Source organism: Pseudomonas sp. S1(2024), assembly GCF_046557535.1.
The window spans coordinates 41,173-54,270 of sequence record NZ_JBKGFP010000107.1 but is presented as its reverse complement, the minus strand read 5'-3'; the positions used below and the strand labels follow the sequence as shown (position 1 = coordinate 54,270).

Annotated in this window: 13 protein-coding genes, 2 tRNA genes and 1 riboswitch; of the genes, 8 read left to right on the top strand and 7 right to left on the bottom strand. The window is 61.9% G+C overall.

Features of this window, described 5'->3' with window-relative positions; translation table 11 throughout:
- Positions 1–25: 25 nt before the first annotated feature.
- The 3 genes from ACLCGK_RS28810 to nhaR form a co-directional block, all read right to left on the bottom strand.
- Positions 26–979, bottom strand: a complete 954-nt coding sequence (locus tag ACLCGK_RS28810) for an IS110 family transposase (protein ID WP_410953428.1) — start codon at positions 977–979, stop codon at positions 26–28.
- 245 nt (positions 980–1,224) lie between these two features.
- Positions 1,225–3,351 (bottom strand): TonB-dependent receptor, encoded by a 2,127-nt coding sequence (locus tag ACLCGK_RS28805; protein ID WP_410953427.1) that lies wholly within the window; start codon positions 3,349–3,351, stop codon positions 1,225–1,227.
- Between the two features lie 108 nt (positions 3,352–3,459).
- Positions 3,460–3,668: riboswitch (cobalamin riboswitch) on the bottom strand.
- A gap of 34 nt (positions 3,669–3,702) precedes the next feature.
- Entirely contained in the window at positions 3,703–4,596 is an 894-nt protein-coding gene (gene nhaR, locus ACLCGK_RS28800) for a transcriptional activator NhaR (protein WP_013971990.1), read from the bottom strand.
- A gap of 134 nt (positions 4,597–4,730) precedes the next feature.
- On the opposite strand from nhaR, the gene ACLCGK_RS28795 reads away from it, so the two are divergent.
- Together ACLCGK_RS28795 and ACLCGK_RS28790 are read left to right on the top strand one after the other, a co-directional pair.
- Positions 4,731–4,970 (top strand): hypothetical protein, encoded by a 240-nt coding sequence (locus tag ACLCGK_RS28795; protein ID WP_015269781.1) that lies wholly within the window; start codon positions 4,731–4,733, stop codon positions 4,968–4,970.
- Positions 4,971–4,999: 29 nt separating this feature from the next.
- Positions 5,000–5,752: a TerC family protein gene (locus tag ACLCGK_RS28790; RefSeq protein ID WP_003260907.1), complete on the top strand. Its 753-nt coding sequence runs from the start codon at positions 5,000–5,002 to the stop codon at positions 5,750–5,752.
- Between the two features lie 133 nt (positions 5,753–5,885).
- Here ACLCGK_RS28790 and ACLCGK_RS28785 read toward each other — a convergent pair whose 3' ends face one another.
- A complete protein-coding gene (locus ACLCGK_RS28785) occupies positions 5,886–6,062 on the bottom strand; it encodes a hypothetical protein (RefSeq protein WP_015269782.1) in 177 nt (58 codons plus the stop codon).
- A 165-nt stretch (positions 6,063–6,227) separates the two neighbouring features.
- Between ACLCGK_RS28785 and ACLCGK_RS28780 the strand changes: the two genes are divergently transcribed.
- Positions 6,228–6,962: a peptidase C39 family protein gene (locus ACLCGK_RS28780; protein ID WP_013971993.1), complete on the top strand. Its 735-nt coding sequence runs from the start codon at positions 6,228–6,230 to the stop codon at positions 6,960–6,962.
- 111 nt (positions 6,963–7,073) lie between these two features.
- Here ACLCGK_RS28780 and ACLCGK_RS28775 read toward each other — a convergent pair whose 3' ends face one another.
- Entirely contained in the window at positions 7,074–8,357 is a 1,284-nt protein-coding gene (locus ACLCGK_RS28775; RefSeq protein ID WP_013971994.1) for an NAD(P)/FAD-dependent oxidoreductase, read from the bottom strand.
- Between the two features lie 203 nt (positions 8,358–8,560).
- On the opposite strand from ACLCGK_RS28775, the gene ACLCGK_RS28770 reads away from it, so the two are divergent.
- The 4 genes from ACLCGK_RS28770 (at position 8,561) to ACLCGK_RS28755 (ending at position 10,264) form a co-directional block, all read left to right on the top strand.
- Positions 8,561–8,637 (top strand) — tRNA-Val (locus ACLCGK_RS28770).
- Positions 8,638–8,803: 166 nt separating this feature from the next.
- A tRNA-Val gene (locus tag ACLCGK_RS28765) sits at positions 8,804–8,880 on the top strand.
- A gap of 131 nt (positions 8,881–9,011) precedes the next feature.
- Positions 9,012–9,581, top strand: coding sequence for an SPOR domain-containing protein (locus ACLCGK_RS28760; RefSeq protein WP_003260952.1), 570 nt, complete (start codon positions 9,012–9,014; stop codon positions 9,579–9,581).
- A gap of 257 nt (positions 9,582–9,838) precedes the next feature.
- Positions 9,839–10,264, top strand: coding sequence for an HD domain-containing protein (locus ACLCGK_RS28755; RefSeq protein WP_003260953.1), 426 nt, complete (start codon positions 9,839–9,841; stop codon positions 10,262–10,264).
- A 12-nt stretch (positions 10,265–10,276) separates the two neighbouring features.
- Here the strand turns inward: ACLCGK_RS28755 and ACLCGK_RS28750 are convergent, their stop codons facing one another.
- Together ACLCGK_RS28750 and ACLCGK_RS28745 are read right to left on the bottom strand one after the other, a co-directional pair.
- On the bottom strand, positions 10,277–10,519 hold the full coding sequence (locus ACLCGK_RS28750; protein WP_003260955.1) for a DUF1654 domain-containing protein: 243 nt from the start codon (positions 10,517–10,519) through the stop codon (positions 10,277–10,279).
- A 126-nt stretch (positions 10,520–10,645) separates the two neighbouring features.
- Complete coding sequence (locus ACLCGK_RS28745) at positions 10,646–11,734, bottom strand: asparaginase (RefSeq protein ID WP_024086733.1); 1,089 nt, start codon at positions 11,732–11,734, stop codon at positions 10,646–10,648.
- A gap of 406 nt (positions 11,735–12,140) precedes the next feature.
- On the opposite strand from ACLCGK_RS28745, the gene ACLCGK_RS28740 reads away from it, so the two are divergent.
- Complete coding sequence (locus tag ACLCGK_RS28740) at positions 12,141–13,097, top strand: sugar ABC transporter substrate-binding protein (protein ID WP_013971996.1); 957 nt, start codon at positions 12,141–12,143, stop codon at positions 13,095–13,097.
- The last annotated feature ends 1 nt before the right edge of the window (position 13,098 follow it).

The following is a 13,098-nucleotide window of genomic DNA, read 5'->3' as shown; positions in this document are numbered from 1 at the left end:
GTACCTGTGGGAGATTCTATGGTTTTCAGCAAGCCAGTTTCCCGCCTTTGGTGACGTATTCGTCCTGATTTTTCATCAGGGCGAATGCCACCCGCGCGAGCTTTCTTGCCAGGATTACCAAGGCTTGGGTTGTTGCTTTACCGCTGCTCCGATGCTGTTCGTAAAGCCCTTTCCAGGCTGCCGATCTGCTGGCCGCCATCGCAGCGTTGTGCAATAAGCGACGAATTTCTGAACAACCTCGCTTGGTGAGGCGACGTCGCCCATTTTTCTGTCCGGAATCACTGACTCGTAAATCCATTCCTAGGAATGCAATGTACGAGTCACTGCTTTTGAACTCGCCCCTTATAAAAACCATCACCAATGCTGCGGCGGTGAGAAAACCAATGCCCTCTACTGCCTGGCAGCGAGCGACTTGTTCCTGCAGCCCAGCTTCTCGCAGTACTTCTTTAATCTTCTTTTGAATCAACTGATCCAGCCGATCTATCGACTTCACAAAAGTTTCGAAGGCGGCTTTCAAAAGGCTTTCGTTAGCCCAGCTCTGAGTCATTGCAGTACGAGTAGTCACCAAGAGGGCTCTGCGTCGCAAGAGGCTCTGAAGCTTGCCGTAGACAGCGGGAGGCGGGCTCCAAGGGCGAAGGTCCTCGCCCTCATTTTTTAAAAAACGGGACAGCAACCGCGCATCTGAGGGGTCGGTTTTAACCCGTCCTCCAACACTTTTCCGGTAGTTGCTCAATTGAAAACCATCGATGACATAGACCTCGAAGCCTAGGCTGTGGGCCAATTCAACCAGGTCCAAGTGATAGACATTGGTCGCCTCAACAGCGATAGCGGTGTTGAGGGATTGTTGCTTGAGCCACCTTCTGATCTCGAGTTTGGAGTTTTTCAGCCTGATGATCTCGTCACGATCATCGTGGTGGATAACCAGCTCAGCTTTCGCGACATCCGCACCCACGATCAACTTACCTACCTGCATTGCCATGGGCGGCTCCTCACGTTATGGTTTTTCGGCTTGAAGGGGTTTCACCAAGAGGCGCTGGCTTGCTTCTATCGTCGCTTGCAAACGATGCATTCTTTATCGGCGCTTTGGTGGAAGGGGTGGGGCGATGTCTCCCACGGTCTGTACTGCTGTGAACAGTCAGATTCGGGCATTTAGTCCCACCACCCCTTCAAGTCTAACCATACAAGCGGGCAAGCCCGCGAAGAGGCCGGTGCAGGCAGTGCAGGTCAGAAGCTGTAATCCACCGTCGCAAAGTACGACCGTGGCATCCCCATCAGCCACTGCTGGCCACTGAACGCCGACTGCACATACTCACGGTCGAACAGGTTGTTCAACTGCAACCCCAGCCGCACATCCGGCAACACCTGCCAGCCGATGTCGGCATCCACCACGGTGTAGCCGGGGGCGCTCTGGGTGTTGGCGGTATTGGCGTAGCGCTCGTCCACATAACGCGCGCCAATGCCGGCCTTCAGCTGCTGGCCGAAGCCTTTGCTCAGCCACAGGTTGGCGGTACGCCGCGGGACATTGGCCGGGCGATTGCCCGCACGATCCTGCGCCATGCCGCCGACCATTTCGTCGAAGTCGTCATACCTGGCGCGCACGATCGCCGCGTTGGCCGACACCTGCCACTGGTGCGCCAGCGCCAGTTCCAGGGTTGCCTCCAGGCCGTCGGACGTCTGCTGGCCAGCCTGCTGCTTCTCGTGGGTGACCGGGTCATCCACCAGCAGCTTCTTCTTGACGATGTGGTAGGCCGCCAATGTCCATTCGCCACGCCCTTCCCAGAAGCGCTGCTTCAGGCCCACTTCGGTCTGCCTGGCCTCGGTCAGGTCGTAGTGCATCTGGTTGGCGCTGAGGCTGATGAGGTTGTCGACCCCATCCTCGCTGGTGGAGTACTGGCCATACAGCGACAGGTCGTCGCTGACCGCGAGCACCAGCCCGGCACGCCAGTTGCCGCCTTGCAGGCTGCGGTCGCTGCGGCTGTCGGTGGTCAGTTTTTCCTGGTCGATGTGGTTCTGGTCGCGGCGCACGCCGGTGACCAGCGACAGGCGATCGCTCAACTGCAGGCGGTTTTCGGCAAACAGGGCAAAGGTGTGGGTGGTGGACAGCGTTTGCGGGCGCAGCGGCGAGGCGCTGTGGAACCAACCCGGTTGTGGCTGCCAAGGGTTGACGTAGTCACCGCCCACATCGTTGTAGGGCGCGTTGCTGTCAACGTTGAAGCGGACCTTGTTGTACTCGGCGCCGACCACGGTCTTGCTGGCCAGGCCAAACAGCCTGTGGTCGAGGGTGAAGGCCTGTCGGTCGCCGAACTGTTCCTGGTTGTGCTTGATCTGCAGATAGCTGCCGCGCAGCAGCTGCTGGCGCCCTGCATCCCAGCTGTACTCCTCGGCATTGCGCCAGTGACGGCGGCTCTTGATGTAGTACAGCTGGTTGCTGGCGCTGAGGTGATCGTTCAACGTCCAGTCGGTATTCAGGCGTGTCCATTCATCGACGTAATGCTGCACGTCGTCCTGCACGTTGTAGTTCTTCTTGCGCAGGCTGCTGCGGTAGTGGCCGTCGATCAGCGGGGTGCCGTAGTAGTTGGCAGGCTGCGCATCGCCACGGTCGTGGGCGAGGGTGAAGCTGAGGTCGTCGCTGGCATCGAAGCGCAGCGCGGCGCTCAGCGCCAGGCTGCGTGACGGGGTGCGGTCGACCCAACCGTTACCGGTTTGCTGGTTCAGGGCCAGGCGGTAGCTCAGGCGCTCACCGAGGCTGCCGCCGCTGTCCAGGCCGAGCTGCTGGCGGTCCCACGAACCATAGCCCAGGCGCAGGTGGTTGCGTACCTCGCCGGCAAACGGCTTTTTCGGGATCACGTTGACCACCGCCCCGGTGGCGCCTTCGCCATACAGCACCGAAGCCGGGCCGCGAATGACATCGATGCGCTCGACCATCCACGGGTCGACCGGGAACGTCTGGGTGCCGGCACCGGTGTACAGGCGTGCGCCGTCGAACAAAGTCATCACCGAGCCGTGCCCGGTAAAGCCGCGGGCGGACAGCCCCGTGCCGCCGTCGCCCGGGGAGCCGATGTAGCTGATGCCCGGTGAGCGGGTCACCGCGTCCTGCACGGTGAGGTTGTTGCGCTGCTGGATCTGCTCGGCGCTGATGCTGCTGGTGCTGGCCGGTGTCTCCAGGGCGCTGAGGCCCAGGCGCGAACCAGCCTGGGTCGGTGTGGCCAGGTCGATGGCGTGGCTGTCGAGCGTGCCGGTGATGGCCGTGGAAGGCAGGGCCAGTGGTTGTCGCTCGAGGTCATCGGCCAGGGCCGGCAGGGAAACGGCCAGGCAGGCCGCCAGGGGGTGAAGCTTGAAAATACGGGACATGTCGTTCCACTACTGCAGGAATGAATGGATCCCGGTGGAAAACACGCAAAGGCGCACCGTGCACGCAGGCGCACGCACGGATACCGGCCTGCGCCCGCCCACCGCGGGTTGCCAAGTGAAGCTCCAGGCCGGTCTCCGGGCTTGCGAGGGGCATGAAACCTTCACCTTCCCATGCAAGTGCACAGTGGTATCTCGAAGGGTTCGCTCGCTTACCGTTGCGGGGGCAGCGCCGGACTTGTCGTGGGCAACACGACGCACCGGCTTCCCGTTTCACCCTGCGCGCGGCGGCGCAGGGCACCTGAAACTGGCGGGCATATGACCATTGAAACGCGGGGGCGTCAATTCTGCCTGTTACCAGTGAAACAACTCTCGTCGTGCCCCCTCGGTAATCGCCACGATTCCCGGGTGCTTGACCTTGCGCTCCACCGAAATGGCATAGAACGACTCATGCACCGCCTCGGTCTGCCCGATCAGCTCCACGCCATATTGGCGGCACACCTCCTCGGCGATCACGCTGGGCGCGACGAAGATGCCGCTGCCCGACTGCCCGAATGCCTGCATCAAGGCACTGTCATCGAACTCGCCCACGATGCGTGGCTGCACCTGCTGCTCACCCAGCCAGCGCAGCAGGCGGCTGCGTACCACGGTCTCCTGCCCGGGGATAAGCAATGGCGCATCCTGCAGGCAGGCGGGGAAGGGGCCTTCCAGGCGGTGTGCCAGCGCCGGGGTGGCGAAGAAGCTCAACCCACACTCGCCCAATTTCTGGCTATAACCCTTGATGTCCAGGTGGCTGGGCATGGGGCTGTCGGAAATCACCAGGTCCAGGCGCTGGATCGCCAGGTCGGCCAGCAGCCGTTCGAGCTTGTCTTCGCGGCAGTTGATACGCAGCACGTCGTCCAGCTCCATGGTCGGTGCCAGCAGGCGGTAGACGATGGACTTGGGTACCACGTCCGCCACGCCCACGCGGAACAGGATCTGCTCCTGCGGGCCGGCCCGCAGCATGGCCTCCAGCTCGCTTCCCAGCTGGAACATCTGCTCGGCATAGATCAGCGTCTGGCGCCCGGTTTCGGTCAGTTCCAGCTGGCGCCCCACGCGCTGGAACAGCTCCAGGCCATAGGTCTGCTCGAACAGGCTGATCTGACCGCTGATGGTTTGCGGGGTCAGGTTCAACTGTTCGCTGGCGCGGGCGATGCTGCCGGTCTTGGCCACGGCCCAGAAGTAGTGCAACTGCCGATAGTTGAGCATCGGTATCGTTCCGGATTCGTAAAAACCGAAGTATAACCGCTGAAAATACGAATTTTCCGGATGTGTTGCGCTCTTTAGAATGCGACTCCATCAGGCGCCGTGTGCGCCGCCGGAACATGAAAAGCGAGGAACCCATGCTGCAACTAAAATCCATCGGCACGCCGCTGGTGCTGGCCTTGGCCCTGTTCACCCTGGCCGGTTGCGAGCAGGCCGAGAAATCCGCCCAGCAGATGCTCGACCAGGCCGCGCAGTCGGCCAAGCAGGCCATCGACGACACCAACAAGGCCGCACAGCAGGCGTTGAGCGAGGCCATCGGCAGCGAAGGGCAAAAGCCCAAGGACGCCGACAACAAAGAAGACACCCAGGAAATCTGACCCCCAACCGCTGCTGCAGGATTTGAACAATGGAATACTTGCTGGAACTCGTCGCTAGCCCTACCGCCTGGGTTGCCCTGGCTACGCTGGTGGCCATGGAAGTCGTGCTGGGCATCGACAACCTGATCTTCATCTCCATCCTGACCAACAAGCTGCCGGTGGAGTACCGCTCCAAGGCGCGCCGTATCGGTATCAGCATGGCCCTGGTCATGCGCCTGGCCTTGCTCAGCACGGTGGCCTGGATCGTCCAGCTGACGGACCCGGTGTTTGAAGTATTCGGCAATGCCTTCTCCTGGAAGGACGTGATCCTGATTGCCGGTGGCCTGTTCCTGCTGTGGAAGGCGACCAAGGAAATCCACGAGAACGTCGACCCGCACGGGGCCAAGGAAGAAGCCAAGGTGTCGTCGACGGTTACCCTGGGCTTTGCCGCGGCGATCTTCCAGATCCTGTTGCTGGACATCGTCTTCTCGGTCGACAGCATCATCACTGCCGTGGGCATGACCGAGCACCTGCCTATCATGATCATTGCCGTTATCACTGCCGTGATCGTCATGATGGTGGCCGCCGACCCGTTGGCCAACTTCATCAACGACAACCCGACCGTGGTGATGCTGGCCCTGGGCTTCCTGATCATGATCGGCATGACGCTGATCGCCGAAGGTTTCGGCGCCCATGTACCGAAGGGTTATGTGTACGCGGCCATGGCCTTCTCGACGGCAATCGAGATCCTCAACATCCTGGCCCGTCGGGCACGGTTGAAGCGTGAGGCGGCTGAAGGTTGATGTAAAAAAATGCGGGGCGCTCGCGCCCCGTTCGCGGGCTTGCCCGCTCCCATAGGTGCCGCGTCAGCCAGATAGCTACGCGGCCCCAGTGGGAGCGGGCAAGCCCGCGAATGGGGGTAGGGAAAATCTTTAGTCAGTGCACCCCGGCATGCCGCCGCGACCGGCGCACAGGCTGTGGCTTGGCGGGGGCCTGCGGTGGCAGGTGGTGGTGGGAATGACGCCGCACGATACGCAGTACACCCCATAGCATGGCGGCTGCAACGCTCAGCCACATGCCAACCAGCATGAGGATTGCCATGGTCAGGCTCATCTGTGCCTCCATCTCTACGGGCCGCGCTCGGTCGCCGACGCTGGCCTTCCAGACACTGCTTTAGTCTAGTCTTTCGCCTGTGACGTTCCATTGACCAAAGGTCTATTGCTTGGTCCGATTTGCTCCTAAGCGGTGTCGGACTATACCCGCGCCGCTGTCCGACCTATGATCGGTGGCCAGAGCCGGGCGCTGCCTGCCCGGCGTTGGAGCAAGCGAGTGTCCATGCAGCAACCTTCCTTCAAGACCATCCCTCGTCGGCTGCTGGCTGCCTGCCTGGTTGCAGCCAGCCTGGCCGGTTGCGCCAGCGCACCCTCCGGCAACCTCAAGGGCCTGCCGCAGCGGGTCGAGATCAGCAGCGTGCCGTTCTACCGTGGCAACGCCAACCACAGCGGGGCCATGGCATTGGCGGCGGTGCTGTCGCAACAGGGGGCTCCGATCACGCCGGGGCTGCTGGACAAGCCGCTGAACCTGCCGCAGGGCGCCGAGGCCCTGGACACCGGCATCCCCCGGGTGGCGCGCGACTACGGCATGGTGGTGTATCCGCTGGACAAGCAGCTGGACGCGCTGTTGACCCAGGTGGCGGCGGGCAACCCGGTGCTGCTGCGTTACGAGGATGGTTCGGCCTGGTGGAGCGAGCCACGCTACGCCGTGCTGATCGGCTACGACCGCTACAAGCAGCGGGTGCTGTTGCGTTCGGGCATGCACCGGCGGCAGTTGATGGCGTTCGATGACTTTGCCTCGGCGTGGGCGAAGCTTGGGAGCTGGGCGGTGCTGGTGCAGCCACCTCGGCAGCTGCCAGCCCAGGTGGACCGCCAGCGCTGGTTGCAGGCTGCCGATGAACTGGCCCGGGCGGGGCAGGAGATTGCGGCGAAGCAGGCTGTGAGTAGCCTGAACAAATAGCTTTGTCTGTACCGGCCCTTTCGCGGGCACCCCCGCTCCCACAGGGACCGTGCAACCAGCACAAATCCTGTGGGAGCGGGCGTGCCCGCGAAGAGGCCAAGCCTGCCTACATCAGAAGCCCAGGCGATCGCGCAGGCTGTAGTACCAGGCGCCAATGGCGCTGAACGGCACGCGCAGCATCTGGCCACCCGGGAACGGGTAGTGCGGCAGCCCGGCGAAGGCGTCGAAACGCTCGGCCTGGCCACGCATGGCCTCGGCCAGCACCTTGCCCGCCAGGTGGGTGTAGGTCACGCCGTGACCCGAGCAGCCCTGGGAGTAGTAGATATTGTCGCCGATACGGCCAACCTGTGGCAGACGCGACAGGGTCAGCAGGAAGTTGCCGGTCCAGGCGTAGTCGATCTTCACGTTCTTCAGTTGCGGGAAGGCCTTGAGCATCTTCGGACGGATGATCGCCTCGATGTTGGCCGGGTCACGCGCGCCGTACACCACGCCACCACCGAAGATCAGGCGCTTGTCGCTGGTCAGGCGGTAGTAGTCGAGCAGGTAGTTGCAATCCTCGACGCAGTAGTCCTGCGGCAGCAGGGTGCGCGCCAGCTCGTCGCCCAGCGGTTCGGTGGTGATCACCTGGGTGCCGCATGGCATGGACTTGCTGGCCAGCTCCGGCACCAGGTTGCCCAGGTAGGCGTTGCCGGCGACGATAATGAACTTGGCGCGGACCTTGCCCTGCGGGGTGTGCACCACCGGGTTGGCGCCGCGCTCGATGCGTACGGCCGGGGTTTGCTCATAGATGATGCCGCCCAGCGACTCGACCGCAGCGGCTTCGCCCAGGGCCAGGTTCAGCGGGTGGATGTGGCCGCCGCTCATGTCCAGCATGCCGCCCACATAGTTGTCGCAGGCGACCACTTCGCGGATGCGCTTCTGGTCCATCAGCTCCAGCTGGTTGTGACCGAAGCGTTCCCACAGGCGCTTTTGCGACTCCAGGTGGCCCATCTGCTTGCTGGTGAGGGCAGCGAACACGCCACCGTCCTTCAGGTCGCACTGGATGTTGTACTTGGCCACGCGCTCACGAATGATGCGCCCGCCTTCGAAGGCCATGTGGCCCAGCAACTGAGCCTGCTTGGGGCCGACGGTGCGCTCGATGACGTCGATGTCGCGGCTGTAGCTGTTGACGATCTGGCCGCCGTTGCGGCCCGATGCACCGAAGCCGACCTTGGCTGCTTCGACGATGCTCACCTTGAAGCCGTTCTCCAGCAGGAACAGGGCGCTGGACAGGCCGGTGTAGCCGGCGCCGATGATGCACACATCGGTTTCCACCTCACCCTGCAGCGCCGGACGTGGCGGCACCGGGTTGGCCGAGGCGGCGTAGTAGGACTGGGGGTAGGGGGTGTTAGCCATGCTGCAGGAACCTCGTGTTTTATATTTTTAACGAATGTACCGATGCTATCAATAATAATAAACACCCGCTAGTCGTCCGTTGAAAATCCTTTACTCGGTCCCCGCCAGCGCACTTTTCTATAAAGAGTTTAAGATTCAGTAGGTTAGCGCGAAAAAAAGTGTTGACAGGGTTTTTGGAATGGGTAGAATGCGCACCACACGACAGGCACATAGCTCAGTTGGTTAGAGCACCACCTTGACATGGTGGGGGTCGTTGGTTCGAGTCCAATTGTGCCTACCAAATCGAAAAAGGGGTGATCCGCAAGGGTCACCCCTTTTTTCATTGGGTTCTCGCGGCCTGGTGCTGCGCAGCAGGCCCTTATGCACGAATTCGCAAAGTTTTTGATTTTTCTGAAAAAAACGCTTTACAGGTACGCATTCGATCACTAATATGCGCACCACACGACAGGCACATAGCTCAGTTGGTTAGAGCACCACCTTGACATGGTGGGGGTCGTTGGTTCGAGTCCAATTGTGCCTACCAAATCGAAAAAGGGCGATCAGCAATGATCGCCCTTTTTGCTGTGCGCATGAAGCAGCGTGTAACGTTTGGTCGCGGTTCGGGGCATTGCCCGGCGTGCTAGAATCCGCCCCTTCGAATCTGGAGGTACACGCGTGCGCAAACTGGCTGTGGTAATGGCAGTGCTCGCCCTGGCGGGCTGTGAGAACGAGGTCGAAGGCGTGCACAAACAGGTGGCCGAACACCTGCACAACCCCAAGACCGCCAAGTTCGGCAACGTGCGGATCGACACCCAGGGCACCATCTGCGGCCAGGTCCGTGGCAAGGATGATGCCGGGCAGTACGAGGCCTACCGCAGCTACGTGGCCATCAAGCGCGATGGCCAGTACGAAATCATCGTCGACGACAGCGGCAACAACCTGCGCATCCGCGAGATGTGCGGCGGCGCCGAGCTGCAGCGCCGCGCCGAGGCCCTGGCTGGCCAGCCGGCCCCGCAAGGCTGGGATGTGGAAGTGATCCAGGGTGCAAACATGGGCGCGCTCAGCGACATGACCGCACGCCTGATCGAAAAGGGCATCCCGTCCTCGGTGGAGTACCGCGACGGCAAGCCGGTGGTGCTGATGGGGCCATTCCCCACTCGTGAGGAAGCCGAAGCGCGCAAGGCCGAGGTAATGGCCAAGCTGGGTACCGATTCGGTGGTGATTCAGCACGGTGCAGCGCGCTAAACCCGGTTTCTGCAGGCGCGGCCTTTTGTGGGAGCGGCCTTGTGTCGCGAAAGCGCTGCGCAGCGGCCCCAGAATCTTGAACCCTGCACAAATTGCCGGGGCCGCTATGCGGCCCTTTCGCGACACAAGGCCGCTCCCACACGGCTTCCACAAGGCCGCTTGTGCAAGGTCGGCACGGCACAGTCACACGCGCGCTAGACATTGTCCGCACAGTTTTGGCTATGCTTGTCAGGAAGAAGCCGAACGGGGAGGGCCTCATGTCTACACTGGAGCGGGCCATTGCCGTGGCCGCCAGGGCGCATGAAGGGCAATACGACAAGGGTGGGGCCGCTTATATCCTCCACCCGCTACGCGTGATGATGCGGGTTTCCACAACCGAACAACGGATTGTCGCGGTGCTGCACGATGTGATCGAAGACACCCCGCTGACCCTGTCCGACCTGGCGCGCGAGGGTTTCGCGCTGAAAATCCTTGCCGCCTTGCTGGCGCTCAGCCGCCGTGAGGGCGAGGCCTACCAGGACTTCGTGGTGCGCCTGGGCGGTGACCCGCTGGCGCGCACCGTCAAGCTGGCCGATCTGGCCGACAACAGCGACCTTTCGCGCATCCCGTGCCCAGGCCCCACCGACCTGGCGCGGCTGGCGCGTTACCGCGAAGCCAGCGCCTACCTGCAGGCCTTGGCTTGAGGCTGAATGCAGTCAGTCTTCCTTCGGTACCGTCCAGAAAATCTGCACGCCGCCATCGTCGCGGTGGGCGAGGGTGACGTTATCGTTTTCGGCGATTTCCTCTAGCAGGGTTTCCCAATCTTCCGGGGTTTCCTGCTCCAGACGGAAAATCAACGCCGCACGGCTGCGCTGGGCAGTGGGGCTGTTGATGATTTTCTGAATGCGCATACCCAGTTGTTCATAGCTGCTTGGGGTGGCGGAGGCGGTGCTGGACACAAGTGTTTCCTTGTTTTTTGCTGTATGCGCATACAGTATTTCACTGTAAGTAATTTCGCAACAGTCAGACAGCAAACGCCCCGCCTGGGCAGCGGGGCTGTTTGCATTTCAGGGGGCGGCTGGCGATCAGTACTCCCAGAAGATGCGCTGCAGCTCCTTGCTGTCCTGGGTCCTGGTCATCGCTACCATCGCCAGAATCCGCGCTTTCTGTGGGTTCAGGTCATGGGCCACGACCCAGTCGTTCTTGTCATCCGGCTGCTCGGCGTTGCGCAGCACGAAGCCACCCTGGTTGACGTGCGACGAGCGAATGATCTGCACGCCGTTCTTGCGCAGCTCCTGCAGCGCCGGCACCACCCGCGACGACACCGAACCGTTGCCGGTACCGGCATGGATCAGGGCCTTGGCGCCATTCTGTGCCAGTGCCTTGTAGGCGGTGTCGGTGACGTTGCCATAGCCATAGGCGATATCCACCTGCGGCAGGCTGCTGATCTGCTTGATGTCGAACTCGGAGTTGACCGTGTGGCGCTTGGCCGGCAGGCGGAACCAGTACGACTTGCCTTCCACCACCATGCCCATCGGGCCCCAGGCGCTCTTGAAGGCTTCGGTCTTGATGTTCACTGCCTTGCTGACATCGCGCCCGGACTGGATCTCGTCATTCATGGTCACCAGCACGCCCTTGCCGCGCGACTGCTTGTCGCTGGCCACGGCCACGGCGTTGTAAAGGTTGAGCATGCCGTCGGCGGACATGGCGGTACCCGGGCGCATCGAACCGACGACCACGATCGGCTTGTCGGTCTTTTCCACCAGGTTGAGGAAGTAGGCGGTCTCTTCCAGGGTGTCGGTGCCGTGGGTAATGACGATGCCGTCGACGTCCTTGCTTTCGGCGAGTTCGGCAACGCGTTTGCCCAACTTGAGCAGGTCGTCGTTGGAGATGCTCTCAGAGGCGATCTGCATGACCTGCTCGCCGCGGACGTTGGCCAGGTCGGCCAGCTCCGGCACGCCGGCGATCAGTTTGTCGACGCCCACCTTGGCGGCCTGGTAGGTGGCGCTGTTGGCGGCGCTGGCACCAGCGCCGGCAATGGTGCCGCCGGTGGCGAGGATGACCACGTTGGCCAGCTTCTGCTGGGTTTCAGCCTCTTTGGCCGAAACGGTGGCTGGAATGGCCAGCAGCACGGCGAGTGCGCTGGGGGCGAAGATTTTCAGTGCGGCATTCATCATTATTGTTCTCTCTCTTCCTAATGAGATGGTTGTTTTGTCGCACAGGGTGCAAGGCAGGTTTCGTACCAGTTGCGCGCACGGCCCTTGTGGGAGCGGCCTTGTGTCGCGAAAGGGGCGCGTAGCGGCCCCGGATTCCGGCGCAACAACACACATTGCCGGGGCCGCCTTGCGGCCCTTTCGCGACACAAGGCCGCCCCCACATGAAGGTGCGTTCCATTCGAGATTCCGAACAAACGTAGGAAAAGACGTTCGGCTTTTCGGAAAAAATCCGGATAAACTGCGCCAAGCTCGACTTGACCTCCGACAGCCAAACGGATTTGACAAACCCCGGTCCTGTTTCCATAGTTAGGCAACGCAAACGTTTGCGATCCGACAAAAAACACAAGATTCGGAGTCATCGTCCATGAAACTGCCGTTCCCCGGTCGTCTGCTGGCCCTCGCGGTCATTTCCTCGCTGTCCCTGGCCCTGCCATTTTCCCCCGCCCACGCCGAAGACAAGCCCAAGGTCGCCCTGGTCATGAAGTCGCTGGCCAACGAGTTCTTCCGCACCATGGAAGACGGCGCCAAGGACTACCAGAAAGCCCACGCCGATGAATTCGAGCTGATCGCCAACGGCATCAAGAACGAGACCGACACCGGCGAGCAGATCCGCATCGTCGAGCAGATGGTCAACGCGGGCGCCAAGGCCCTGGTCATTGCCCCGGCCGACTCCAAGGCGCTGGTATCGGCGGTGAAGAAGGCCATGGACCAGGGCGTTGTGGTGATCAACATCGACAACCGCCTGGACCCTGAACTGCTCAAGAGCAAAGGCATCAGCGTACCCTTCGTGGGCCCCGACAACCGCAAGGGCGCGCGCCTGGTGGGTGACTACCTGGCCAACGAGAAGCTCAAGGCCGGCGACCAGGTCGGCATCATCGAAGGCGTGCCGACCACCACCAACGCCCAGCAGCGTACCGCCGGCTTCAAGGACGCCATGGACGCCGCGCAGATCAAGATCGTTTCGGTGCAGAGCGGCAACTGGGAAATCGACAAAGGCAACGCCGTCGCCGCCTCCATGCTCAACGAATACCCCGACCTGAAAGCCCTGCTGGCCGGCAACGACAGCATGGCCCTGGGCGCGGTGTCGGCCGTGCGTGCCGCCGGCAAGACCGGCCAGGTGCAAGTGGTGGGCTACGACAACATCAACGCCATCAAGCCGATGCTCGCCGATGGCCGTGTGCTTGCCACCCTCGACCAAGCGGCCAGCCAGCAGGCGGTGTACGGCATCCAGGCGGCGCTGAAAATGGTCAAGGGCGAGAAACCCGACGTGGATGCCGACAACGTCATCCAGACCCCGGTCCAACTCATCACCAAGCCCTGAT